The sequence below is a fragment of the Streptococcus sp. S1 genome (genome assembly GCF_034137685.1).
GTDB classification, from domain to species: domain Bacteria; phylum Bacillota; class Bacilli; order Lactobacillales; family Streptococcaceae; genus Streptococcus; species Streptococcus dentalis.
The window spans coordinates 1,371,413-1,397,841 of sequence record NZ_CP139418.1 but is presented as its reverse complement, the minus strand read 5'-3'; the positions used below and the strand labels follow the sequence as shown (position 1 = coordinate 1,397,841).

The following is a 26,429-nucleotide window of genomic DNA, read 5'->3' as shown; positions in this document are numbered from 1 at the left end:
CTTAGATACGTAATGTACAAAAATAGTCCCTTTTACCCCCCTTGTAGGCCTAGAAACTTTGATTTAATCAGTTTTTTGAATTTAGTAAAGTACATTTTCACTAAAATTCAGGTTTGAAAATTTTCCAGTTTTCACTTTTATAAAGTATAAAATTGACTATTTTCTTGATGAAAAAAATTTCCAGTTATATGAAATAAACCCTATATCATCTTTCCGAAAAACTATAATTTTCTTGAAAAATACATCTGGCTATGTTATACTACTAGTATAGAAAGATTTGGAGAAAAAGATGAAACGCGAGATCTTATTAGAACGGATTGATAAACTCAAACAAGTCATGCCCTGGTATGTATTGGAATATTATCAATCGAAACTGGCCGTTCCCTACAGTTTTACGACCTTGTACGAATACTTAAAGGAATACGATCGATTTTTCACCTGGGTTTTGGAATCTGGGATATCGGATGCTGACACCATAGCCGAGATCCCTTTAGACGTTCTGGAGCACATGACCAAGAAAGATATGGAATCCTTTATTCTTTACTTACGTGAACGTCCTCTGCTCAATGCCAATACAACGAAAAACGGGGTTTCCCAAACAACGATTAACCGTACCCTTTCTGCACTGTCTAGTCTTTATAAGTATTTGACTGAGGAAGTTGAAAATGAGCAAGGAGAACCTTATTTCTACCGCAACGTCATGAAAAAGGTTGCTACCAAGAAAAAGAAAGAAACTTTGGCGGCACGGGCTGAAAATATCAAACAAAAGCTCTTTTTAGGCGATGAAACAGAAGGTTTTCTTAACTATATCGACCAGGAGTACCCTCAAACACTCTCAAATCGCGCCTTATCCTCCTTTAATAAGAATAAAGAGCGAGATTTAGCCATTATCGCACTCCTTCTTGCCTCTGGTGTCCGTCTCTCTGAAGCCGTTAACCTAGATCTTCGTGACCTCAATCTTAAGATGATGGTCATTGACGTCACCCGAAAAGGTGGAAAACGTGACTCGGTCAATGTTGCTGCCTTTGCGAAGCCTTATCTGGAGCAATATCTTGCTATAAGAGACAAACGTTACAAGACAGAAAAAACTGATACAGCCCTCTTTCTGACCTTGTATCGAGGTGTTCCAAATCGGATTGATGCTTCTAGCGTTGAAAAGATGGTGGCCAAGTATTCAGAAGACTTCAAAGTCCGCGTGACACCCCACAAGCTTCGCCATACATTAGCAACGCGTCTCTATGATGCAACCAAATCACAGGTTTTGGTTAGCCATCAGCTGGGACATGCTAGCACACAAGTTACCGACTTGTATACGCATATCGTTAATGATGAACAGAAAAATGCCTTGGATAGTTTGTGATATTACATAACGTAAATTATGTAAATGATTTTTGTGTTAGAAAAAGAGCGTAGATTTTTATATGGAATCTTACGCTCTTTTATTCTTTCTATAAAAATTCAATCCAATAATTACGGTGTGGCTCAATAATGACTGGTTTTCCCCAAAATGATTTTAGATAAGCCAGATTTGCTGGGGTGACCGGTCTTTTTTCACCATTATACTTTTCTGCACTTTCTTCCGTTAAAAAGCATTTCACTGCTTCATATGGTGTTCCGTCACTTGCTATTCGATCAATACCCATATAAGCAATTTCATCACCTGCTTTTGGAAAATCTGTAAATAGTTTACCAATAAAATAAACCGTCTTATCTTTCATTAATTCATAAGCCTTACTATTTTCCAGTCTGTTATTCGCTGCAGCGTACATAATACAAAAACTATCCACGATATCTTTCAAAGGCATTAATTCTTCTTTGCTAACGATAATTTCGTCAGGAGCAAGACCTCCAATGATTAAGTTTTCATAATGAGGTTGCTGGATGACGTTACCTAAAGCCATTCCTAATGGTAGTTGGACAGCTTGATAGCCTAATGGTTCTAGCTCCTGCTTTTTCTGGTCAACATGTTCTTGTGTAATACTGACATACAAATCATAAGGACTTGAAGATTGTTGCTTTCTAAAAAAAGCCACTACTATACGATCTAACTGTTCAAATAGACCAAGATTTTCCACTGGAACTTTCATCATCGAATATGATCCCCTTTTTTGTTCAGATTTCCTCTATATTGTACACTCATGGTTTTCGAATATCAAGTTTAAGATAAAAGATATCCATGTTAAATGGATATCTTTTACTTTATTCCACCACTGCTTCAGCAATTTCTTCTGCAGTGATACCTGCGAAGTAACGCCCTAGGTTAATGGTTTGAAGGGCTTTGAGGACGTCTTCACGTTCGTATTTGACACCACGAAGAACCTCTTCTACTGCTGCAACGTCCTCGATACCGAAGAAGTCACCGTAGATCTTGATGTCTTGGATTTTTGATTCAATGACATTAGCGAAGATTTCCACCTTACCGCTTGGGAATTTTGTGCCACGACGTACATTGTATTCAGGAGACTTTCCATAGTTCCAATCCCAGGTACCGAACTTGGTTTCCTTGATACGATTGATTTCAGCCAATTCTTCATCCGAGAAGACATATTCTGTCATCTCAGGGTATTCTTTCTTCATGTAGTCCAAAAGTAGGTCCCGGAACTCTTCAACCGTGATTTTTTCTGGCAACTCATCGATGATATTGGTCACACGTGCACGAACCGATTTAACCCCTTTAGACTCAAACTTGTCTTTAGAGACCTTGAGAGCATTAGCAAGGACAGACAAATCAACGTCAAAGAGAAGGCAACCATGGTGCATGATCCGACCATTGATATAAGCTTGGGCATTTCCACAGAATTTCTTGCCATCAATCTCTAAGTCGTTACGTCCTGTAAATTCAGCCTTAACCCCAAGTTGAGCCAAGGTGTTGATCACGGGAGTTGAAAAGCTCTTAAAGTCAAAGGCCTTGTTTTCATCTTCTTTTGAAATGATGGTGTAGTTGAGGTTGTTTAAATCATGGTAAACAGCCCCACCACCACTGATCCGACGAACCACTTCAATCCCATGCTCTCGAACATAGTCACGGTTGATTTCTTCGATGGTATTTTGGTGACGACCAACGATAATCGAAGGTTTGTTAATCCAAAGAAGGAAGATTTGATCCTCATCTAAAAGGTGTTTAAAGGCATATTCTTCCAAAGCAATATTAAAAGCAGTATCATTTGAATAATTAATAATGTATTTCATAAGGTTCCTTTATATACGATAGAGACTGGTCCAGCATTTGCTGTCCAGCCATTCTATCATTTCAAATATTATTTCTTCTTAGGTGAGTGAACTGCCAAGCCTAGTACATCCGCAAAGGCTTCGTACATCACTTCTGAGAAGGTTGGGTGACCATGAATGGTCTTGAGCATTTCTTCCACAGTGATTTCCATCTCAATGATGGTTGAAGCTTCGTTGATCAATTCAGCTGCTGCCGGACCAATGATATGAACCCCAAGAACTTCACCGTATTTCTTGTCTGCAATAACCTTAACAAAACCTTGAGCTGCATCTGATGCAATCGCACGTCCGTTCGCCGCAAAGTTAAATTTACCGATTTGAACATCATATTTCTCACGAGCTTGTTCTTCTGTCAAACCAACAGCCGCCACTTCTGGAAGGGTGTAGATGGCTGCAGGAGTCAAGTTCAATTTTGCAACAGCATGATTTCCTTTAAGAGCATTTTCGGCCGCTACTTCACCCATGCGGAAAGCAGCGTGAGCCAACATCTTAGTACCGTTGATATCACCTGGCGCATAGATACCTGGAACAGACGTTTCCATGTATTCATTAACCTTGATCCGTCCACGATCCAATTCAAACTCAACTTCACCTATTCCTTCAAGATCTGGAACACGACCGATTGATAGAAGGGCTTTGTTGGCGATGATATCATCTTTTCCTTCAACCTTGATACGGAGTTTGCCATCTTCTTCAATGATTTCTTGCAATTTCGTATCCGTCAAGATTGTCATACCCTTGCGTTCAAGGATCAAGCGAAGGTTCTTAGATACTTCCGCATCCATAGCTGGAACGATGCGATCCATCATTTCGATGACTGTTACTTTTGAACCAAAGGTCATGAAGGCTTGACCAAGTTCAATACCGACAACACCACCACCAATGATCACAAGGCTTTCTGGTACTTCGTTCATTTCAAGGATGTCATCACTGGTCATGACAAGGGATGATTCCATACCAGGAACGTTAATCTTGCTGACTTTAGAACCACCAGCAAGGATGATTTTCTTGGTTTCAAGCAATTCAGAACCATTGACCAAGACATTCTTATCCTTAGTGATAGTACCGATACCCTTATGAACATCCACTCCGTAGCTACGAAGAAGTCCTGCAACTCCACCGACGAGGGTATTTACGACCTTGTTCTTGGTTTCAAGAACTTTATCCATATCTACTGAGAAACTTGGATTTTCAATGATAATACCACGGTTTGCCGCATGACCAATATTTTCGATAATTTCAGCGTTGTGGAGGTAAGTCTTAGTTGGGATACATCCGCGGTTCAAGCACGTTCCACCAAGTTCAGATTTCTCAACAAGAGCAACCTTACCACCTAATTGAGCTGCCTTAATAGCAGATACGTAACCAGCAGGACCCCCACCGATCACTACGATATCATAAGCGTCATCACTCTTATTGTCATCGTTTGAAGCACTTGCTGCAGCTGGTGCTGGACTTGCTTCTGGTGTTGCTGCTCCAGCTGTAGGGATGTTTTCCCCTTCTTCACCAAGATAACCGATTACTTCTGTTACAGGAACAGTTTCTCCATCCCCTTTCAGGATAGCGATCAAGTAGCCATCTTCTTCCGCTTCCAACTCCATGCTGACTTTGTCTGTCATGATTTCAAGGAGCACTTCTCCTTCTTTTACAAATTCGCCGACTTTTTTATTCCACTGAACGATTTGTCCTTCTGTCATATCTACGCCGGCTTTTGGCATAATTACTTCTAAGGCCATTTTATTTCCCTCTTTTTCTTGTTTCTATTCTCTCTCATTGATTAGACCAACATTGAAATCGGGTCTTCAATCAAGGCTTTCAAGTCTTTCATGAATTTGGCACCAGCCATCCCATCGACAACTCGGTGGTCAATGGTCAAGCCCAAGCTCATGATTGGACGAATGACAATTTCACCATTCACAACAACTGGTTTTTCAACCGTTGCACTAACCCCAAGGATGGCAGAGTTTGGTTGGTTGATAATCGGTCCAAATGATTGAACGCCAAACATCCCCAAGTTACTGATAGTAAAGGTTGAGTTTTGCAATTCACTTGGAGCAAGCTTACCATCTAAGGTACGTCCGATAACGTCCTTGAAGGCTACGACCAACTCTGACAAGGTCATCTTTTCAGCATTGTAGACAACTGGAGTCATCAGTCCATTGTCCATTCCAACAGCCATCGCTAAGTTAACATAGTTGTGAGTGATGATGGTTTTTCCATCTTCTGTTAATGAAGCATTGATGTATGGGTGTTTCATCAAGGTCTTAACCACTGCTAGAGAAAGCAAATCTGTTACAGTGACTTTCTTGCCAGTGGCTTCCATGATTGGATCCAATACTTTCTTACGAAGGGCCAACATTTGAGACATATCAACGTCATAGTTCAAAGTAAAGGTTGGTGCTGTCAAGTAAGATTCCACCATCCGTTGAGCGATCACCTTCCGCATTGGTGTCATCGGAATCCGCTCGATCTCACCATAAGGTGTCACATTATCTGGAGCTTCCTCCACCTTCTCGATTTCAGCAGGTGACTTAATGGTCTCATTCTCAATATTTTCAGGAAGGAAAGCAAGGACGTCCTTCTTCATGATCTTACCACGATGACCAGTTCCCTGAATCTCTTGCCAAGCAATATTGTGTTCTAAAGCAATTCGTTTTGCAAGTGGTGAAATGCGAACCACATTTGTGTCTTTATAGGTTTCCACGTCTTCTTTGTGGACACGACCGTTTGCGCCTGAACCAGAAACATCATAGAGGTTGATCCCTAGATCATCCGCTAATTTTCTAGCCGCAGGAGTCGCTCTTAGCTTATCATCAGCCATGACCTCTCCTATTCTATTATAAGATATCAAGGACGTAGAGGACAAAGAAAAAATAGGAGATTGACGCTGTGTTCGATGAACACAAGGAAATCTATCTTTTTTTCACAGTCCTCCGTCCGGATTCAGTTATAAGATACTAAGGGCTTCAAAAGTCAAAGTGAAAATAGGAAACTTGACGAAGAAACTTTAGTTTCTAGGAAAGTTTATCTTTTTCACCCAGACTTTAGCCCGTGCTCTAATCTAAGATATTAAGGACGCAGAGAACTTTGTACCTAAAAAGATACAAAGTTTCCTCGTCTAATTCAAATGACATTACATAATTTATGTTATGTATTATTCTTTGTTATATGTTTTACGAATGGCATCTTTGATGCTTTCAACTGTTGGAATCATTGCATTTTCAAGGTTTTGTGCGTAAGGCATTGGCACATCTTCCCCCGCACAACGACGGATGGGTGCATCCAAGTAATCAAATGCTTCTGATTCAGAAATAATAGCTGAAATTTCACCAATATAGCCACTTGTTTTGTGGGCATCATTGACAAGGACTACTTTTCCTGTTTTCTTGACAGAGTTAATGATGATCTCTTTATCGAGTGGAACCAAGGTCCGTGGATCTACTACTTCTACTGAGATGCCTTCTTCTGCTAATTCTTCAGCAGCTTGCATCACGCGACGAAGCATTTTTCCGTAGGTTACGACAGTGACGTCAGTTCCTTCACGTTTGATTTCTCCGACACCAAGTGGAATCGTGTAGTCTGGATCAACTGGCACTTCCCCTTTTTGGTTGAATTCTGATTTATATTCGAGAATGATAACGGGATTGTTGTCGCGAATAGAAGACTTAAGCAGTCCCTTCATATCCGCTGGGGTTCCAGGAGCAACAACTTTCAAACCAGGAATATGAGTAAACCATGATTCCAAAGATTGGGAGTGTTGAGCTGCAGATCCAACTCCATTACCAGCAGCACAGCGAATGGTCATCGGTACTTGCCCTTTACCACCAAACATGTAGCGAGTTTTAGCAGCTTGGTTGACAATAGCATCCATGGCAATTACTGAGAAATCCATGAAGGTCATATCAACGATTGGACGTAGCCCTGTCATAGCAGCACCAGCTGCTGCACCAGAAATAGCCGCTTCTGAAATAGGACAGTCACGGACACGTTCTGGACCGAATTCCTCAAGCATTCCTACTGAAGTTCCGAAGTCTCCACCGAAAACTCCGACATCTTCCCCCATCAACAATACATTTTCGTCGCGACGCATTTCCTCAGACATAGCAAGGATAATGGTATCGCGGAAAGACATTAATTTAGTTTCCATAATTCTCTACTCCCCCTTAGTCTGCGTAAATATCTTCGAAAGCTGATTCGAGTGGAGGGAATGGGCTTTCTTCCGCAAATTTCACTGAAGCTTCAACTGCTTCTTTTACTTCTTCTTGGATCTGATCCAATTCTTCTGCGCTCGCAATCTCATTTTCAAGGAGATACTTGCGAAGGTTTTCGATTGGATCTTTCTTCTTCCACTCTTCTACTTCTTCACGGGTCCGGTATTTACCAGGGTCAGATGAAGAGTGACCAAGCCAACGATAGGTGACACTTTCAATCAAGACAGGTCCTTTACCAGAGCGGACGTGTTCAACAGCTTTTTGGAATCCTTCATAGACATCGATAACGTTGTTTCCATCAGGAATAAACATTCCAGGAATGCCGTAAGCAGCACTACGTTCGTGGATATGCTGGATATTGGTCATTTTCTTGATGTCAGCAGAGATTCCATAACCGTTATTGATACAGTAGAAAATTACTGGGAGATTCCAGATGGAAGCCATATTGACCGCTTCGTGGAAGACACCTTCGTTGGTTGCACCATCGCCAAAGAAGCAGACGACAATCTTACCAGTCTTTTTCATTTGTTGTGTAAGGGCAGCACCTACTGCAATTCCCATACCACCACCAACGATACCGTTAGCGCCAAGGTTTCCGGCATCCAAGTCAGCGATATGCATAGAGCCACCTTTCCCTTTACAAGTACCAGTATATTTCCCTAGGATTTCTGCCATCATGCCATTCAAATCGATTCCTTTAGCAATGGCTTGTCCGTGTCCACGGTGGTTTGATGTCAGCAAATCATCATCGTTCAAAGCCAACATCGCTCCGACGTTAGCCGCTTCTTCCCCAACAGAAAAGTGCGTCATTCCTGGCACTTTCCCTTTTTTTACTAACTGTGCAATTTTTAAGTCCATGCGACGGATTTCTTCCATTTTACGGAACATTTCCAATAAGAGACTTTTGTCTAATGTTGCCATCATTTCGCCTTTCTTAGCATTTATTCATTCACTTTCATTCTAGCCAAAAATGAAAGCTCAGTCAAAAATAATGCTCAGAAAAATTCACAATCCTAAACACTATAATTATGGAAACTATAAGCTTTCAAAAGGAAATATTTAGTTTTTTCACAAACTTCTAGATTTTTCCATCTCATTCAATAGTCACATAAAAAACCGATAGGATCCTATCCTACCGGTCGTCATCTTATGATTGGCGTTGGCCAAAGTCATGAATCATTTGTTCCAATTCTTCACGACTAGGTGTTGTAAGCATATAGAGGTAATCTCCCTGAAGTTCCGCAAAGGCCGCTGGCATGTCTTTCTTGACACGGAATTGATCATGGTATTTAGCCAAAACTTCTTCTTCTGACAGAACATAGGCTGCATTGGCACGACGAGAAGTTGCCAAGCAATAAAGGGGCTCAAACTCAGAAGCTGGAAAAGGTTCTCCTGCTACGATGGCAGCATAGCCACGGTACAAATCAATCGAGTGAGCGTAGTTGTAGACATCGATGGTAAAGCCACCTGCAGGGCGATTATTGTACTCGATCGCAATATAGTCATCCCCATCGCGGAAGAACTCAATGTGGAAGAAACGTTCCTTCATGCCAAAGGCTTTGACAATCGCTTCCCCGTATTGACGCAATTTTGGATCCATCTCTTTGAGGACATAATAAGAGTTGTCCATCTTGTAGAGCATCAAATCGAGTGGCGTATAAGCATAGTCAAATGTAGTGGAGAAGACAATGTTGCCATCACGATCATCCAGACCATCAAAGGTACAAATCTCACTAGAAGTGACAAATTTCTCAAAGAAGTACTCGGTATGGCCATCCCATTCTGCCTTGAAATGGTCCACATCTTCTGGCGTTTCGATCTTGAAGGTCGCTGCTGCTCCTACCCCATTGTCAGGCTTAGCAATCAAAGGCAACCCAATCTTCTTCACAGCTTTATCAATGTCTTTTTCTGTTTTAACCACAGCACCCGGAACGACTGGGACTCCAGCTTTCTTAAAGAGTTTCTTCATTTCAGATTTGAACTTGGTTTTCTTCAAATCTTTTGGTTTGGCACCAAAGACATTGAATTGCTCCCGAAGCGCCGCATCCAATTCCAACCAGTACTCATTGTGGGATTCGATACGATCGATTGGACCATGTTTGTAAAAGAGAAAGGCTACCGCACGCTTCACTTCATCCAGATTTTCCAAATTTTCAACACGGAAATATTCTGTTAAGCTGTTGCGCAAAGGGTCATCTAACTGTTCATATGGCTCTTGACCAATTCCTAAAACAGTGATCCCTTTATTAGCTAGTTCGATTGTAAATTGTTGGAAGTTTTGTGGGTAATATGGTGAAATAACGATATAATTCATTGAGGTCTCCTCCCTTTTTACTTATAAATGCATTTGGCCTAGGAAATATGGCATTTGTTTGCGCCACCATTCCCAATCGTGGGCTACATCATGTCCCCATTCAGCGAACCATGCAGGAATATTTTTGTGATCAAAGGCTTCTTTCAGTTTGTAGAAAGATGGAAGTCCATCTTGTTCCCAAGCTCCTAAACCAGTACAAACAACGATTTCGGCCTGACGGTAACGATCTATAAACCAGCCATCATTTTGGTTCCAAATATAATCAGATGGAGAGTTTTGGTAAATGGCTTCATCGCCTCCAAAATCACCAACAAAGAAACGAGCGTCATAGACACCACTCAAGGCAATCACTTTGTTAAAGACATCTGGATGTTGCAAGAAGAAGTTGAGCGCGTGGTAGGCCCCCATAGAGCAACCAGTTGTCATCATCGGATCAAACCAGCCTGTTTTGTGTTTGATAAAAGGAATGGCTTCTTCAATCACATAGCGTTCATAAGCACGATGCATTTCGGCACGATCGTGAGGATTCTTCCAATTACAAAGCCAGCTATCACTATCGACACTAGAAAGGGTAAAGAATTGAACCCGTCCTTCTTCGATAAACTGAGCACAAGCATCAATCATACCAAAGTCATAGTACTCGTTATGGCTGCCACCTGATGAAGCAAAGACCACAACAGGAATACCTGCGTGTCCATAGCGGTTCAGATACATTTCACGGTTGAGTTGGCCACTCCAGTGGCTTAAATGTTCAATATTCATAAGTTCCCTCTTTCCTTTATTTCTTTATTTACAGTCTATTAATCCCAATTTTCTGCCAAAAAACGAAGGCATTCTGGTAAATGTTCAGCCCAGGCTTCTTCGTGGTGAATAGCCCCAGATTGTATCCGAATAGCAATATTTTCCAAAGCCACTCCTTGTTGAATGACATCGTGATAGTAACGAAGGGATGAGTCAATATAGGCTTGCTTGATATTCCCCGCCATCAGCGTTTTATCTGTATCATCCGCCTCTTCAGTCCCCACATAGATGTAGATCCGTTGATCTGCATAGAGATTCTTGCGCTCGATATAGCGGTCAAAGGCCTCTTGGTGCAACCAGTTGGCAGAGGAGAAGACTCCCAGACAACCAATTTGGTCTTGGTACTCTAAGCCCAAGAATTGGGTAATATTCCCACCCAAGGAAGATCCAATCATGGCCGTATGTTCTCGATCAGCAAGAGTCCGGTATTCTTGGTCAATGAAAGGTTTCACCACCTCCATAACAAATTCGCCGTACTCAACTCCCTTGCCACCAAATTGCATGCCAGGAATATTGGATTCCTTGTACTTCCAGGCAGAGTATTCGTTCATGCGTTGGAAACCATCATTATCGATTGCAACGACAATCATGCGGCTAATATCAGGATTCCGCTTGATGGCTGGAATGACTTTCCAGGAATGACCCGCATAAGCTTCCTTGCTGTACAAAACGTTTTGCCCATCGTGGAAATAAACCACGGGGTAACGTCTATCTGTATCCGTTTCATAATTCTTAGGTAATAAGACTCGCACACGACGGAGTTTTCCGGTATAAGGCACTTTCAACTCGTGTGTCTTCATATCTAAATAAAAATAGGATTTGTTCATTGTCAGAAAACTCTCTATATTCTAAATTTTATTCATTATACCATTTTTAGAAGAAAAAGTCTGGATTTTCTCCAAACTTTTTCCTTTCTTGAGTTATTTTTCCATAAACTGAGCCAAATCTTGTAAAGAACGTTCGGCAATTTTCTCATAGCGCTCCTTCTTATCTCGAATGCGTGGTCCTTCCAGCTCCTTGATAATTCCAAAATTGACATTCATGGGTTGGAAATGCTTGCTGTCAGCATGGGTGATATAGTGAGCCAGACTTCCGATAGCTGTCGTTTCTGGGAAAATCGCAGCTTCTTCTCCTTTGAAAAGGCGAGCAGCATTGATTCCAGCTACCAAACCTGAGGCAGCTGACTCAACATAGCCTTCTACCCCTGTCATTTGACCTGCAAAGAAGAGATTAGCTTGTTTCTTAGAACGGAAAGTTTGTTCAAGCAGATTTGGAGAATCCATGTAGGAATTGCGATGCATGACTCCGTATCTCACAAACTCCGCATTTTCCAAACCTGGAATCATTTGGAAGACCCGTTTTTGTTCGCCCCATTTAAGGTGAGTTTGGAAGCCAACGATATTGTAGAGACTAGCAGCTGCATTGTCTTGGCGTAACTGAACGACTGCGTAAGGTGTCTTAAATTCCCCATCACGTGGCCCTTTGTAATCATCTGGATACTCGAGTCCAACTGTCTTCATAGGGCCATAGAGCATGGTTTTTATGCCTCGTTTGGCCATGACTTCAATGGGCATACAACCTTCAAAATACTTTTCTTTTTCAAAAGAGTTGAGCGGGGCTTCTTCTGCATTGACCAAGGCCTCGTGGAAATCCATAAATTCCTGTTTGGTCATGGGACAGTTGAGATAGGCTGCTTCTCCTTTGTCATAACGAGACTTGAGATAGACCTTGTTCATATCGACAGTATTGACATCTATGATTGGAGCTGCTGCATCATAGAAATAGAAACCATCGCCACCATTAAGGGCATGGATCTTTTCTGCCAAGGCATCACTGGTTAGAGGCCCTGTTGCGACCACTGTGATGGCCTCGGTCGGCAATTCCGTAATTTCATCGCGAATGACTTCAATGAGAGGGTGTTGGGACACCTTCTCCGTTACCCGACTAGCAAAGCCTTCCCGGTCCACTGCCAGTGCTCCACCAGCTGGTACACGAGTCGCTTCTGCTGCTTCAAGGATGACAGAACCCAGACGGCGCATTTCTTCTTTGAGGAGCCCGACAGCATTGGTTAACGAATCCCCACGAAGAGAGTTGGAACAAACTAGCTCAGCAAAGTTGTCTGTTTTGTGTTGCGGAGTGGATTTCACTCCCCGCATTTCATAAAGCTTGACCGGAATTCCCTGTTGGGCAATCTGGTAAGCTGCTTCAGAGCCAGCAAGGCCCGCACCGATCACATTGATATAAGATTGAGACATGACACTAATACCTCTTTGGGTATCAAAACACCCCACTGGACTGTTAGACACCCACAAATCTTTCTAATTTTCTACTTGGTCCATTATACCAAAAAGCCAAGTAAAAAGACAGGGAGGTTTTTGCTTCCTGTCCAACGAATGTCTATTATAACAGACATTTATAAAAATTGCCGTTATAATAGACATTGAATCATTTAAAAGCTTATTTCACTTTTTCTTCTTCGTAGTCGCCATTGCTACATACGACTTGCTTGCCGCCACCACGAACTTTTTTCTCAACTAAGTAGTGGCCACATTTTGGACAATCCCGTCCGATCGGTTTATCCCAAGAGGTAAATTCACACTCTGGATAGCGATTGCATCCATAGAAGATGCGGTTGCGCTTGGTTTTGCGTTCGATGATTTGTCCCTGATGACAGTCTGGACATTCCACCCCGATTTCTTTGACAATGGCCTGGGTATGACGACAATCAGGGAAATTACTACAAGCATAGAACTTACCAAAACGTCCTAATTTAATCACCATCGGGCTACCACAGACTTCACAATCAAAACCAGCTGGTTCATCTTTGATTTGGATTTTTTCCATCTCTTCTTCAGCCTTTGCGACTTCTTTAGAGAATGGTTTGTAGAAGGCATCGATAACTTTTTGCCACTCTTCCTTTCCAAGTTCGACATCATCGAGTTTCCCTTCCATCTCTGCTGTGAAGGTCACGTTGACAATATCTGGGAAGAATTCAACGATCAGTTTATTGACGATCTCCCCTAATTCTGTTGGTTCAAAGCGTTTGGCTACCAGCTTCACATAATAGCGTTTTTGAATGGTCTCAATCGTCGGAGCATAGGTTGAAGGACGACCAACCCCATTTTCTTCCAAGGTCTTAATCAAGGTCGCTTCAGAATATCGAGCAGGTGGTTGGGTAAAGTGTTGCTCCGGCTTGCTATTGACTTGCTTAACGATATCGCCTTCTACCATATCCGGCAACATCTTGTTCTTATCTGAGTCGTTATAAATAGCCAAATAACCATCAAACTTCACCTGGCTTCCGTTTGCCGTATACTGAACACCATTTTGACCTAAACGGACATTCATGGTATCAAAGACAGCTGCAGTCATTTGACTAGCTACAAAGCGGTTCCAAATCAAGGTGTAGAGCTTGAGCTGGTCCTTGTCCAAGTATTTAGCAATGCTCTCAGGAGTATTGAAGACGCTGGATGGACGAATCGCTTCGTGGGCATCTTGGGCACCAGAAGCATTCTTCACGCGGCTTCCATGCTTGGAATATTTCTCACCAAAGCGATCCACGATAAAGTTCGCTGCCTCATTTTGCGCAACTGGACTGATCCGTGTAGAATCGGTACGCATATAGGTAATCAAACCTTGAACACCAGAGCCAATATTGATTCCTTCGTACAATTGCTGAGCGACCATCATGGTCTTGCGTGTACGGAAGTTGATCTTATTGGCAGCATCCATCTGCATAGAAGAGGTGGTGTATGGAAGTGGCGCATTCCGACGACGCTCTTTCTTTTCCACCTTCTCAACGGTAAAATCTTTGCCCTCTAAGCGTTCAAGAACAGCTTTCACCTCTTCATTGGTGTTGAGCTTCATCTTCTTGCCATCAATCCCATAGAAGCTGGCTTGGAATTGTTTGGTCCCTTTTTTGAAGACACCATCAATGGTCCAGTATTCTTCCGGCTTGAAATCATTAATTTCGTTTTCACGATCAATGATTAGTTTGAGGGCAACTGATTGCACGCGCCCTGCAGAAAGTCCTTTTTTGACCTTTTTCCAAAGAATAGGCGAGATAGAATACCCTACAATCCGGTCCAAGACACGACGTGCTTGTTGGGCATCGACCAAGTCCATATCGATTTGGCGCGGTTCTTTAAAGGCATTTTTAACGGCATCTTTGGTAATTTCGTTAAAGACCACTCGGTTCTTTTCTTTGGCATCCAAGTTCAAAATATGCGCTAAATGCCAAGAAATAGCTTCTCCTTCTCGGTCCGGGTCACTTGCGAGAAAGACTTGTTTGGCTTTTTTAGCTTCTTTTTTCAAATCATTGATCAAGGGACCTTTTCCACGAATATTGATATACTCCGGTTCATAGTTATTGTCGAAATCGATCGACATGGTTGATTTTTTCAGGTCCCGAATATGGCCAACACTAGCCATGACTTTGTAGTTACGACCAAGGTATTTCTCGATTGTTTTGGCCTTAGCAGGAGACTCCACAATCACCAAATTTTTCTTGGTTGTACTGCTTTTCTTTTTTGTTACCACGTTTTATCCCTCTGTATTGTATAAATCTCATTGAGTTTAATACATTTTAAGAAAGATGTCAACTAGGAACTTCTCCTATAGGAAAATCACAATTCGTATTTCAATTCATCAAGAATGTCCTGGCCTGAGGTGACAAGCTTTGCGCCTTCTTGAATCAGGTGATGGCAGCCTGCAGATTTTCCATCTAAAATATTTCCCGGAATAGCAAAAACGTCTCGTCCTTCTTCCATAGCACGCTCACAAGTAATCAAACTCCCTGAACGGAGTCGCGCCTCTGCCACAATCACTGCCTGACAGAGACCTGCAATGATGCGATTTCTCTCAGGAAAATGAAACTTAAGTGGTGCCTGCCCTGGACCATACTCGCTCAAGATCAGATGGTTTTCCCCCATATGTGCCTGCAGTCTTTGATTGCTCTTAGGATAAGAGACATCTAGTCCTGTTCCAATCACTCCGATGGTCTTGCCACCATTGCGGATACTGGCATAATGAGCGGTCGCATCAATCCCCTTAGCAAGTCCACTAACAATGACCAGTTCATTTCCAAGTTCCTTAATTATCTTCTCTACAGAACGAACCCCTTCTCGCGTGGTCTCTCGAGCTCCAACAACTGCAATCTTCGGTTTGCTTAACAGTTGCAAATCCCCTTGGTAAAAAAGGAGTACAGGAGGATTGTAGATCTGTAGCAATTCCTCAGGGTATTCAGGATCAAAAATGGATAGAGATGGGAACCGTTCAAACTCCTTGTGTAAACGGTCTTCATCCAGCTGCAGGTATTTGTCTACAAAATGAATGATACTACGACAGCGAGCGATCCTCGCTATCTCTTCTATGCTTGGTAAGGCTTGGTCTTTCCTACAGTAGTCCAAAACTCTCAAGACTTGCTCATTTGATAAACCGGCTTCTTTTAATTTATAGATTTCAAATTTCTCCATGGTCACCTTCTACTTCCTCTCACTTATTTATTCGAAAAAGAAAAGAAAAAAGCTCTATTTCTAGAACTTTTTTTGATGTGTAGAAGAATAAAAATAAGATGCGGCACCAATCAAGTTGCTTTCATTATGGAAGCGAGCCGCTTGGATCGGCAAGGCCTCAAATTGTTTATGACCTTTTTGAGAGAGCAGGTCATGGTATTGTCGACTGATCTCATCGATCAGTAGTGGTTGACCACTAATGCCCCCTCCAATCGTCACCTTTTCAAGCAAGAGCAAAGATTGAAGATTAAAAATCAGAATAGCAATATCATGACAATAAGCCTGAAACAAGGATGTCAGCTCCTCATGGCCTCCTTGATCAAGAGCTTTGAAAACAGCTATACCATCTGCCTTTTCTAAGTTCAAGATGTGACTAGCCTTCTCAACGAATTGAACAGCTGAACCGGTGTTTTCCAAAAGATTGGAAATGCCTTGCAAAAAGAGTTCGCGATGAAAGCGGCGATTTTCTGGTGTTCTTTCTGCCTTATCAATAGACCGAATGTATTCTGTCAGTTGCCATCCTCTCAATAGGTCACCATTCGAAAGAAGAGCAAGACCAACTCCAGTCCCTAAGACCAAGGTCGCACCGCAAGGACAATCTTTTAGATTACCAAGCCTTGCTTCCGCTAGACCAGCAGCTTCTCCATCATTAAGAACGGTGACGGGTACTTGAAATGTTTGTTCTAATCTACTAGCTAGAGGAATGCCTCGCAAATATGGAATGAGACCACCTCGAAAGACAAAGCCAAGGCTCTTTTGGATCTCACCAGGGCATGAAATGGCGATTCCCTCGATTTCTTCCCGTACAGGAGCAACGATTCCTTCTAATCCTTGCCAAAAGTCCTCAATCGTAGATGGTGTTGGGATCTTGTCTGTACGGATCAATTGATAGTCTGCATCCATCAGACCGTACTTTATAAAGGTCCCTCCGATATCGATGGTAAATAGCATAACCTAATCCTCACACATTGATTTGACGGGTTCAAATGAACGCCGATGGATAGGAGTCACTCCCAGCTTGTGAAGGCCAGCCAGATGGTTAGCCGTCCCATAGCCAGCGTTCTGCGTAAAATCATAACCCGGATATTCGCAATCAAACTCTTCCATCATCTGATCCCGAGTCACCTTGGCTACGATGGATGCTGCAGCAATGGATAAGGAGTTAGCATCCCCTTTGATGATACTAGTTTGGGGAATAGGAAGATCCAACTTCATGGCATCAATCAAAAGATGCTGGGGTTGAGGCTCTAGCTGACCAATGGCCTCCATCATGGCTAGCTTCGTAGCTTCATAGATATTAACCTGGTCTATCACTTGATTATCCTTGATGCCGATTCCGATCGCAACGGCGTTTTGGAGCACAGCCTCATAGATTTCCTTGTGTTTGGATTTTGGAATCTTTTTACTATCGTTGAGCCCTGGAATCTTACAAGCTTTCGGCAAGATCACGGCAGCTGCAACAACTGGACCCGCTAATGGGCCACGTCCCACTTCATCCACTCCTGCAATAAGATCAATCCCTTGAGTATAAAGTTCTTTTTCATAGGCCAGCATTCCTTCCAAACGCAAATCTTCGTCCACTTGTTTTTGGAGTTCGCGTTTTCGTTTGCTGATAGCCGCTTGAACGCCTGCTCGACCATCAAGGATCAACTCTTCAAAGAAGGGATGATCTAGCTCGTCAATCATTGCCAAACGCTCTTTAACTTCTTTAATTGTTGCCATCAATTTCCCCTACGCGATCCAGCGTATACCGTCCCAATTTCCCATCACGAACATCTTTGACAAAGAGTTGGTAAAAACGGTCGTAATCCTCACGAAATCCTAATTTCTGGGTCATCTCCATAATGATTTCAGGTGCCTCTTGTTCCAGATCCATTTGTTTAAAACGTTCCTGCAAAACAGCTGGATAGTGCTTTTTGAAATAGTTAAGACCAAAGATGGTCACTTCATCCATTGGAAGCAACTGGTCTTTGATGGCGCCTGTTAAAGCGAGCTTTAAGGCCACTTCTTCATCTTCAAACTTGGGCCAGAGAATCCCTGGAGTATCTAGGATTTCAAGGTCTTTATTGGTTTTTAACCATTGTTGCCCCTTGGTTACCCCTGGTTTATTTCCAACAACAGCAATCTTTTTCCCTGCTAAGCGGTTCATCAAAGTTGATTTCCCAGCATTAGGAATCCCGATGATCATGGTCCGAAGGGTTTCAATCTGAATTCCCCGTTCCTTTTGACGGGCAATTTTATCGGCCATCAAGCTCTTAGCAGCATCTGTTACTTTTTTAACTGTAGATTGCTCTTTGGAGTTGATAGCCAAGGTTTTGATCCCTTGTGACTCAAAATAGTCCTGCCATTCTTTTGTGGCAACAGGATCTGCCAGGTCTACCTTGTTCAAAATCATTAATTTGGGCTTATCACCAACAATTTTGGTTAACATGGGATTTTGGCTTGATAGGGGCAAACGAGCATCTACCAGAACCGTTACAAAATCCACGAATTTTAAATTTTCTTGTACTTGTCTTCTAGCTTTGGACATGTGTCCAGGAAACCATTGAATAGTTGCCATAATCTCACTTCCTTTCCAATTCAATCTCCTCTATTATACCATGTTTTCTGGAATCACTGTGATTAATAAAATACTAAAAAGAAGCTACCGAAGTAACTTCTTTTTCTTCTATTCTGTCCAATTTATCAACGATTTCAATTGATCGTCCATTGTATAGGTATAGGTGTCGATATTTCTAGTAAAGTAGTTCTTCAAGTCATTCTCATCAGACATGCTTTTGAAGTCGTATTTCTTAGCATTTTTCTCAAAGGTTTGAATGGTTTTTCCAGGTTTTTTATGAACGTTGGCTTTTCCATGATTTTCGACCTGTTCAATAACCGCTATCTTTGAAATGACAAAATAACTTGTTTTTGATTTACCATAAGATGTATTGGTAATAGAGTATACATAGACCATTTGTGGAATTTTGGAATCAAATGTCCCTCCCCAATCAACCCCATCTTTGATTGCCGCAAAAGCCATCCCTTCAAATTTTGGAAGGTCTTTATAATTGCGGTCAGCCGCATAAGCCTTTGCTGCATCCTCTACATTCTTAGAGATGGCTTCTTGTGTATCCTCATCCACTTTTGACAAGGAAGTCACATAAGCCCCTTCCTCAAAATCAGCCAAGGTGACCTTGTATTTCTTGCTGTCTTTTCCTTTCTCAACAGTTTGACCTTCTTTTTTCAATGCATTTTTACCACTTTCATTGAGACGAATTTCGATTTCATCTCCAACTGCAATGGGATCATTACTTGAAACTTCTTTACCGTTCAGATAATAATCAAATGGGAAGCCATAGTTAGCGGTTGCTTTTGCAATAATTTCTAGATCTTTTCCTTCAAATTTAGATGGTTTTGATACCCTTCCATTTGGAGAAATGCCCTTGATTTTTGGATAAAAACCCTTAAAGGGGTCAATCCCTACAAGCGGGATAAGATCTGCCTCCTGAGTTACAGATGTACCAGTAAAGTGAAGGCCAGGTATCATGTCTTCAAGATCGCTTTTATCGTAAAGTAATTTGACCGTAATTTTATCATGATTGTTCAGGTTCTTGCGATCTTTTACCTTGATCAGTTCATCCCCTTTATAAACACTAAATTCGACTTTTGAAACTAGCTGATCGATATTGTAGTTTGAACTCTCAGTATTCAAGCCTTCTGCTTCTATCTTTTTCTTGATATCTCGATCTAAATTTTCCTTGTTCAAACTAACTGACTTCTCAACAATATAGCCTTCACCATCATTCCCCTCAAATTTTAGCTTTACATAGTCCTCTAAATTAATGGTGTCACTGCTACCATGGTTTAAAAAGAAATAACCTGCAACAGTAATGATAGCAAGAAGTACAAAAATTCCTGCTAAAATTCCTTTCATGTTTCTTTTGGTTTTTTTAGGTGCTGGGGCTTGAGTGGGAGTTGGCCCTAATTGCACTGTCTTTGGTTGAAACGCAACAGCTTTTGGTTCAGCTTGTGCAGCTACTTGAACTTTAGCTCCACACTTAGAACAAAAGGCATCACCAGCATGGATAGGTGCCTGGCAATTGGTACAGTTTTTCATAAATCATCTCCTTATTTTTTATCGAGCGTCCTTACGGACAGAAGTCAATACGAGGGAAGTTGCGACTATAAATAGAGCTGCAAAAGCAAGCAAGACCCCCCAATTTCCAAGAATCGCAAGTAGATCAAAATCATAGGTTCCTACCCCATCTTTTTGATAAACTTGCCAGTCAGTATGACCTTGGGAGGGGACCATATTATTCATGTTTGCAATCCGGAAGAAGGCTGTTGTTCCCCATCTCGTAATGGTCGCATGTGAGATCCAGACTAAAAATGGAATTTTCTCATCCAAGGATTGGAGGAAATTGGAAAACAGCAATTGAACCATCAATACAAGCGGCATGGCTGTCATCGCTTGGGATGATTTTTTAACAAAGGCTGAAATCAATAAGGCCAACATATCTGAAGTAAAGATCACCAAAAACAAAGTGATCCCAAAAAGGAATATCTGGCTACTGTTTCCTTGGATACGTGGATAGCGCACAACAATGGTTCCAATCATTAAGATCGCTTCCGCGAAACAAAGCACCAACTCTGTTAGCACGCGCGCCGTCACATAAGAAGGCAAGGACAAGCCTTTAATTTGGTACTCAAACTTGATAACTTTACGCTCATTACAAATACTGGTCACTGAATTAAAGAGACCAATCCAGAGTGCTGCAGAAATAAACATAATGGAACAAGTTCTCGTAATATGGTATTTAGCAAAAACTTCATTGGCATCAAAAGCGATCGAAATGATGAAAGGAAGAAGAATCGCTTCTAAGACAAAAAATAGAGATTTCTTGTTGATGAGGAGTCGAAGGAATTTTCTAAAATAAATCGAGACTTGCTTCTTATCCAGCATGACCACCTCTCCTTTCATTGTCAAACCATTGAACATATTGGTCAACAAGAGCTGCATTTTCAGCACCTGAAATTTTATGGACGATTTCTTCTAAACTCTGAGCAGCAAAGACTGTTAGCGCATTGTCTACGGAGCCAAAGTAACACAGTCTACCACAGCCTTCCGAACTCTTTCCGACCACCATGACCTTATCAAAGAGATGACGAATACGATCGGGCGTATGCGTGATGACACATAAGATTTTTCCTTCATCTGTAATCTCTCTCAATGTGGTCATGACCTCCATGACCATACTCCCATCGACACCAGAATCCGGCTCATCCATAAAGAGGATTTCAGGGCGCGTGATGTATTCCATAGCAATCGTGAGTTTTTTCTTTTGTCCGCCAGATAGAGAAGAACACTTGGATCCTTTGACAGATTCTAAGTCCAGTTTTCTCAGAACAGATAGCACTTCTTCTTTACGAAGTTCAGGATTGTCTGCTAATTCGGATGGACCGTAGAGCTTTGCTGCATCTTCGAGATTCATATAGACCGTGTCTTCCATGCGGTAATGCTCGTCAGGGGATTGAGGAGCCAGGGTGATGACACCTTGTTTTTTTCCATCATTTAACAGATCTACGCCATTAAAATAAGCACTGGTATTTGAATGAACAAGTCCTGTCACTGCTTCCATAAAGGTTGATTTTCCAGCACCAGAACCGCCCAGAATTAAAATCATTTCCTTGGGTTTAAATTCAACCTGAATATCCTTGAGGATGGTCTTACGATTTAAGAGATTTCCGACCGTTACATCTTGAATAGCAATCGTTAGTGATGAATGGGAAAAATCATTGTGCTCCCTCGTTGAAACAGATGAATCTGCAGCTGCTGCCTGAAGATCCTGGTAAATGATCTGATCTCCTAATCGGACAACCAACTGATTTGATAAGACTGCACAATCAATCCTAGCAAGCGAGGACAGATCCATCGGAAAAGCATCTTTTGCAATAGTCTTCCATTCAAGGGATTGCATTTCAACAATGATGAATTTTGAGCGAAAAACATGGCCGTCGGCGTCACAAAGATGGATAATGGAACGATGATTTAATAAAACACGTTGGTTTTTCGGATAGGTGACACCATCCACCTCAATCATCCCAGACAAACATTCAAGAAACCATTGACCATTTAGAAAATAGAAAACAGCTTCAGAGGGGGACTGAAAATCATCAGCCAGATGCAAATCTGCCTGACTTCCTTGAGAAACACCATCGACGCTCAATCCATCAAAAAGTGGAATAGCTGTAAAATCCTGATTGAGATAGGTATAGATGGTTGGGTTTTGCATACATGTAAACCTTTCGAAATAAACTAATTGGCTAGACAGTCAAAACCACCCTATAAGGGTGGTTCAAACACGATGGCGTTACCTCGCGAGCACTATCTAGCTTATCGAATTTGCTCAAAATGCAAATGCACGGCGATGTGATCACCATAACCACTCCGTTCCAAATCGCGTTGCAAGCGATAAGAAATGTAGTGTTCTGCAATGGTAATATAACCTGCTCCCAGCAAGCGTTGTTCCACTAATGATTGGATCATACTGATGGTTGCGCGTTCTACTTGAGCTTCATCTAAATCCATAGCAACTTTCTTGGTCACTTGAGCTAGGTTTTGTCGCAAATCATCTGTCAAAACATAGACAACTTGCGCAGCTTTCAAAATAGCTTGGTAAATTTTATCTGGGTTGAATTCAACCACTTCTCCACTACGTTTAATGACTTCCATCGGAGTCTCCTTTATGTTTAAATTTTCATGAATACTCCATTTCCTTTATAAAGAAATGAAGACCTACTACTTTATTATATAATTTTTTTGTCAAGAATCAAAGCTCTTTTCAGGACTTAGTGTGGTTGATTGGATGAAAAAAACTAACGATCACTCTTCTCCATGACCACATCTTCTTTTTTATAGCTGTAGGTCAATCTCCAAAGATGGTCAGAGACATGATCCAAACGGAAGGTCTTCAAAATTTTCTTCAGAGGTAACTTATCCATCTCTACTTTTCTAAGGAGTTCCACTAGTAGTTCACCACCAGCATTTACCGCAATGAACTGATCCTCGTCACTATCATATTGGAGAAGGACTGTTTTAGTCGGTTTATAGAGAACGTTATAGAGATTGTAGGCTCTATCGATTTCAAAATGTTTATCCTTATCAGCTTCTCTTGAGTAGCGGTGTATTGTAAGGGGACCAATTTGAAAAGCTCCTGCTAAACTAAAAATGAATCCTAAAGCTGCTATCGATTCCCAAAGAAGATTGAGTAGCTTGGAATCGAAGTCAAATATGAAATGAAGGAGTAACAAAATAATCCCTGTTCCAAATCCAATTAAAAGTAAGAGAGCGCCGATGCATCCAGCTTTTTCACCTGTTTTAATAGTCGGTTTATCATAGATTATCACACCATCTAACTTTTCAAGGCTATGACGTTCTTTAAATTTTTCTAGTTCTGATTTTTCTGAATCTGTTTTTTCTAACTCTGTTTTCTCTAACTCTGACATACATTCCTCATAATAATTTTATTAATAATCCGGTCTTAAAACTCCCGTAATGATCTCTTTAGATGCATGGTAATCCCCATCTACTACAACCTTGATAATGCGCTTCGCTTCTTCTGCTGGTGCTGGCACCAATGGCAAACGAGTTGGTCCTGCTTCAAAGCCCATATAGTTTAAGACAGCTTTGACAGGAGCTGGACTCGGATAAGAGAAGAGAGCATTGACTTTAGGGATAAACTGACGTTGGATAGCCGCAGCCTTTTTAATATCGTTGTGTTCAATGGCTTGGAACATCTCATGCATTTCATCTCCATTTGTATGAGAGGCTACTGAGATCACTCCATCAGCCCCAAGGTTCATCGCGTGGAAAGCATCTCCATCTTCCCCTGTGTAGACGAGAAATTCTTCTGGTTTGTGTTCAATCAAGTAGGCCATATTAGCAAGAGTTGTACACTCTTTCACCCCAATGATATTTGGGTGTTCTGCCAAACGAAGCATGGTTTCAGGTGTCATTTCCACAACCACGCGTCCAGGAATATTGTAGATAATAATCGGAAGATTGGATGCATCCGCAATCGCTTTAAAGTGTTGATACATTCCTTCTTGAGATGGTTTGTTGTAGTAAGGGACGATAGCCAATCCTGCCGCAAAGCCACCAAAAGCATCTACTTCTTTAACGAACTCAATGGAGTCGCGGGTTTCATTGGTTCCGACACCAGCGATCAAAGGAACTCGACCATTGACAATCTTTTGAACGGCCGCAAAGAGTTGCAATTCCTCATCGTGGGTCAGAGTTGGACTTTCTGCAGTCGTTCCAGCTAAGAGAATCCCATCTGTATGATGTGCCAAGAGGTGCTCGATCAAGGCAGGAAGAGCATCAAAATTAATGGTTCCATCTTCATGGAAAGGGGTGATAAATGCAGTGATGATTTTACAATCTTTCAAATCATTATAAGACATAGAAAAACCTTTCTCTATATAAGAAAGAGGCTGGGGCCTGCTTGCCTTTGCCTCATGATCTGTTTATAAAACAAGTTGATTCGCTAAATAACTAAGGAAGAAATCAAACTCTTCGAGTTACTGATTTCTGTTTTGCTCCCTATTTCAATTCAAACTTCAATTCAGTTGTTGGTCGTACGAGTCCACGTTCATGAAGAGTTTCTGCGATTTGGACCGAGTTCCAAGCAGCTCCTTTAAGGAGGTTATCTGAAACAACCCACATGTGGATCCCTTTTTCAGCATCCAAGTCTTTACGAATCCGTCCAACGAAAGTATCGCGTGAACCGACCGCATTAACGGCTTGTGGGTAGATTTGGTGAGCAACATCGTCTTCAAGGACTGCACCTGGGAAGGCAGCAATAGCAGCTTTCACTTCGTCAATTGGTGCCACTTCTTTTGTTTCAATGTAGACTGACTCTGAGTGAGCTGACAAGACTGGAATCCGCACACAAGTTGCTGAAACGGCAATGCTATCATCTTCCATGATTTTCTTGGTTTCATTCGTCATCTTCATTTCTTCGTAAGTATAGTCATTTTCTGTGAAGACGTCGATTTGTGGAAGAGCGTTGAAAGCAATTGGGTAATGTTTTTTATCACCACCGCATGGCAAGATTTCCGCTTGGACATCGCGTGGGTTGACACCATCATTCAAAACTTCCTTCAACTCACGTTGGGTTTCAAGAATAGCTCCCATACCAGCCCCTGATACAGCTTGGTAAGTAGACACGATGATACGGTCCAAGCCCCATTTTTGACGAACCGGCTCAAGAGCGACCATCATTTGGATGGTTGAACAGTTTGGACAAGAGATAATTCCGTTATGAGCATCAAGCGCATGTGCATTCACTTCAGGAACAACCAATGGGACATCCGGATTTTGACGGAAATATGAAGTGTTATCGACCACTACTGCGCCTGCTTTCACCGCATAAGGTGCATATTTGGCAGATGTTGAACCACCAGCTGAGAAAAGGGCAATATCAACCCCTTCAAAAGCATCTTCAGTCGTTTCTTCAATGGTCACGTCTTGCCCTTTAAATTGCAAAACTTTTCCTGCAGAACGTGCAGACGCAAGGTAGCGAATCTTATCGATTGGAAGAGTAGATTCTTCCAACATTTTGATCATTTGAGCACCAACGGCACCTGTAGCACCGACAACAGCAACTGTGTATCCCATAGTAAATCCTCTTTCAAAATTTTCTAAAAATTGAGTATTTGTACTATTATACAATTTTTTGTCATAAATGAAAAGTACCAACAGTAGGAAAAAATCCTGATTCTAAGACCAGGATTTTTGATGGTTAATTATAATAAATATCTATTTAGTCAAGGTCATAATTCAAATCACTTAAATCCTTCTTACCTTGAGTATCTTCCAATAGAAACTGGACCTGTTGCATCCCTTTGATACCCGCAACTACTGAAGTTGGGAAGGTTACAATGGCTTGGTTGATTTGGCTAATATTGCTATTGACAATGCGTTTAGAAGCTGCCAAATCTTCATTTTCGTCTGCAATTTCTTTTTGCAAGGCCAAGAATTGGTTAGAAGATAAGAGCTCCGGATAATTCTCACCCACTGCTCGGATTTGTGCCAAAACATCATTTTGATTGGCAATAACTTGATTGGATTCTTGGATAGAGGCACCTTGGCGAAGGGCTACCAATTCGCTAAAGACTTTCTCTTCATGTTTGGCATAAGCCTTAGCAACCTTCAACATTTCCGAAATGGTGTCGTAGCGTTTAACCAAGGTGATATCAACCGTCCTCTTTGATTCTTCAATCATGACCTGATAACGGTTCAAGCGATTGCTTTCTCCGATAAACCACATAACAACTACTAGTGCAAAAACAATAAGTGCAATAATGAAACCTGACATC

General features: G+C 41.7%; 23 protein-coding genes and 1 pseudogene. 2 read left to right on the top strand and 22 right to left on the bottom strand.

All coding sequences use genetic code 11. The features are described from left to right. The first annotated feature begins 289 nt into the window (after nt 1-289). A complete protein-coding gene (gene xerS, locus SM121_RS06795) occupies nt 290-1,360 on the top strand; it encodes a tyrosine recombinase XerS (RefSeq protein ID WP_049483475.1) in 1,071 nt (356 codons plus the stop codon). 88 nt (nt 1,361-1,448) lie between these two features. Here the strand turns inward: xerS and SM121_RS06790 are convergent, their stop codons facing one another. The 19 genes from SM121_RS06790 to SM121_RS06700 form a co-directional block, all read right to left on the bottom strand. Beyond that, complete coding sequence (locus SM121_RS06790) at nt 1,449-2,090, bottom strand: hypothetical protein (RefSeq protein WP_320910704.1); 642 nt, start codon at nt 2,088-2,090, stop codon at nt 1,449-1,451. Between the two features lie 109 nt (nt 2,091-2,199). Then, on the bottom strand, nt 2,200-3,189 hold the full coding sequence (locus tag SM121_RS06785; RefSeq protein ID WP_003001407.1) for a lipoate--protein ligase: 990 nt from the start codon (nt 3,187-3,189) through the stop codon (nt 2,200-2,202). Nucleotides 3,190-3,257: 68 nt separating this feature from the next. Continuing rightward, nucleotides 3,258-4,964, bottom strand: coding sequence for a dihydrolipoyl dehydrogenase (gene lpdA, locus SM121_RS06780; protein WP_021153221.1), 1,707 nt, complete (start codon nt 4,962-4,964; stop codon nt 3,258-3,260). A gap of 41 nt (nt 4,965-5,005) precedes the next feature. After that, the gene (locus SM121_RS06775) at nt 5,006-6,049 is read right to left on the bottom strand and encodes a dihydrolipoamide acetyltransferase (protein ID WP_070665775.1); all 1,044 of its coding nucleotides are present in this window, start codon (nt 6,047-6,049) and stop codon (nt 5,006-5,008) included. Nucleotides 6,050-6,382: 333 nt separating this feature from the next. Next, nucleotides 6,383-7,375, bottom strand: coding sequence for an alpha-ketoacid dehydrogenase subunit beta (locus tag SM121_RS06770; RefSeq protein ID WP_003011072.1), 993 nt, complete (start codon nt 7,373-7,375; stop codon nt 6,383-6,385). 16 nt (nt 7,376-7,391) lie between these two features. After that, on the bottom strand, nt 7,392-8,360 hold the full coding sequence (locus SM121_RS06765) for a thiamine pyrophosphate-dependent dehydrogenase E1 component subunit alpha (protein ID WP_003014979.1): 969 nt from the start codon (nt 8,358-8,360) through the stop codon (nt 7,392-7,394). Nucleotides 8,361-8,586: 226 nt separating this feature from the next. Beyond that, nucleotides 8,587-9,753: an ATP-grasp domain-containing protein gene (locus tag SM121_RS06760; RefSeq protein WP_320910703.1), complete on the bottom strand. Its 1,167-nt coding sequence runs from the start codon at nt 9,751-9,753 to the stop codon at nt 8,587-8,589. A 21-nt stretch (nt 9,754-9,774) separates the two neighbouring features. Then, nucleotides 9,775-10,515, bottom strand: coding sequence for an esterase family protein (locus SM121_RS06755; RefSeq protein ID WP_070659233.1), 741 nt, complete (start codon nt 10,513-10,515; stop codon nt 9,775-9,777). 38 nt (nt 10,516-10,553) lie between these two features. Then, nucleotides 10,554-11,381 carry an alpha/beta hydrolase gene (locus SM121_RS06750; protein ID WP_155124879.1) on the bottom strand — a complete coding sequence of 276 codons (828 nt, stop codon included), beginning with the start codon at nt 11,379-11,381 and terminating at the stop codon, nt 10,554-10,556. Between the two features lie 93 nt (nt 11,382-11,474). After that, complete coding sequence (gene trmFO, locus SM121_RS06745; RefSeq protein WP_320910702.1) at nt 11,475-12,809, bottom strand: methylenetetrahydrofolate--tRNA-(uracil(54)-C(5))-methyltransferase (FADH(2)-oxidizing) TrmFO; 1,335 nt, start codon at nt 12,807-12,809, stop codon at nt 11,475-11,477. A 202-nt stretch (nt 12,810-13,011) separates the two neighbouring features. Further along, nucleotides 13,012-15,093 carry a type I DNA topoisomerase gene (gene topA / locus SM121_RS06740; protein ID WP_049498817.1) on the bottom strand — a complete coding sequence of 694 codons (2,082 nt, stop codon included), beginning with the start codon at nt 15,091-15,093 and terminating at the stop codon, nt 13,012-13,014. A gap of 86 nt (nt 15,094-15,179) precedes the next feature. After that, the gene (dprA, locus tag SM121_RS06735) at nt 15,180-16,028 is read right to left on the bottom strand and encodes a DNA-processing protein DprA (protein ID WP_049498831.1); all 849 of its coding nucleotides are present in this window, start codon (nt 16,026-16,028) and stop codon (nt 15,180-15,182) included. A gap of 60 nt (nt 16,029-16,088) precedes the next feature. Continuing rightward, nucleotides 16,089-17,018, bottom strand: a complete 930-nt coding sequence (locus tag SM121_RS06730) for an ROK family protein (RefSeq protein ID WP_049498816.1) — start codon at nt 17,016-17,018, stop codon at nt 16,089-16,091. Between the two features lie 3 nt (nt 17,019-17,021). Then, on the bottom strand, nt 17,022-17,789 hold the full coding sequence (locus tag SM121_RS06725) for a ribonuclease HII (protein WP_049504274.1): 768 nt from the start codon (nt 17,787-17,789) through the stop codon (nt 17,022-17,024). Beyond that, nucleotides 17,776-18,627 carry a ribosome biogenesis GTPase YlqF gene (gene ylqF / locus SM121_RS06720; RefSeq protein WP_049498814.1) on the bottom strand — a complete coding sequence of 284 codons (852 nt, stop codon included), beginning with the start codon at nt 18,625-18,627 and terminating at the stop codon, nt 17,776-17,778. Before ylqF ends, SM121_RS06725 begins: the two co-directional genes overlap by 14 nt. A 108-nt stretch (nt 18,628-18,735) precedes the next feature. After that, nucleotides 18,736-20,166 (bottom strand): zinc ribbon domain-containing protein, encoded by a 1,431-nt coding sequence (locus tag SM121_RS06715; protein WP_155171893.1) that lies wholly within the window; start codon nt 20,164-20,166, stop codon nt 18,736-18,738. An 18-nt stretch (nt 20,167-20,184) separates the two neighbouring features. Beyond that, complete coding sequence (locus tag SM121_RS06710) at nt 20,185-21,012, bottom strand: ABC transporter permease (protein ID WP_320910701.1); 828 nt, start codon at nt 21,010-21,012, stop codon at nt 20,185-20,187. Beyond that, nucleotides 21,002-22,342 (bottom strand): ABC transporter ATP-binding protein, encoded by a 1,341-nt coding sequence (locus SM121_RS06705; protein ID WP_320910700.1) that lies wholly within the window; start codon nt 22,340-22,342, stop codon nt 21,002-21,004. The genes SM121_RS06710 and SM121_RS06705 overlap by 11 nt, the downstream gene beginning before the upstream one ends. Nucleotides 22,343-22,443: 101 nt before the next feature. Beyond that, nucleotides 22,444-22,782, bottom strand: a complete 339-nt coding sequence (locus tag SM121_RS06700) for an ATP cone domain-containing protein (protein WP_003001449.1) — start codon at nt 22,780-22,782, stop codon at nt 22,444-22,446. Nucleotides 22,783-23,520: 738 nt separating this feature from the next. Between SM121_RS06700 and SM121_RS09740 the strand changes: the two are divergent. After that, nucleotides 23,521-23,568, top strand: a pseudogene (locus tag SM121_RS09740) (hypothetical protein); the annotation flags it as partial. An 8-nt stretch (nt 23,569-23,576) separates the two neighbouring features. On the opposite strand, the gene dapA reads toward SM121_RS09740, so the two are convergent. From dapA to SM121_RS06680, 3 genes are all read right to left on the bottom strand, one after another. After that, nucleotides 23,577-24,512, bottom strand: coding sequence for a 4-hydroxy-tetrahydrodipicolinate synthase (gene dapA, locus SM121_RS06690; RefSeq protein ID WP_003001369.1), 936 nt, complete (start codon nt 24,510-24,512; stop codon nt 23,577-23,579). A 139-nt stretch (nt 24,513-24,651) separates the two neighbouring features. Continuing rightward, entirely contained in the window at nt 24,652-25,728 is a 1,077-nt protein-coding gene (locus tag SM121_RS06685) for an aspartate-semialdehyde dehydrogenase (RefSeq protein WP_320910698.1), read from the bottom strand. A gap of 145 nt (nt 25,729-25,873) precedes the next feature. Next, entirely contained in the window at nt 25,874-26,428 is a 555-nt protein-coding gene (locus SM121_RS06680; protein ID WP_151379361.1) for a LemA family protein, read from the bottom strand. Nucleotide 26,429 lies beyond the last annotated feature (1 nt).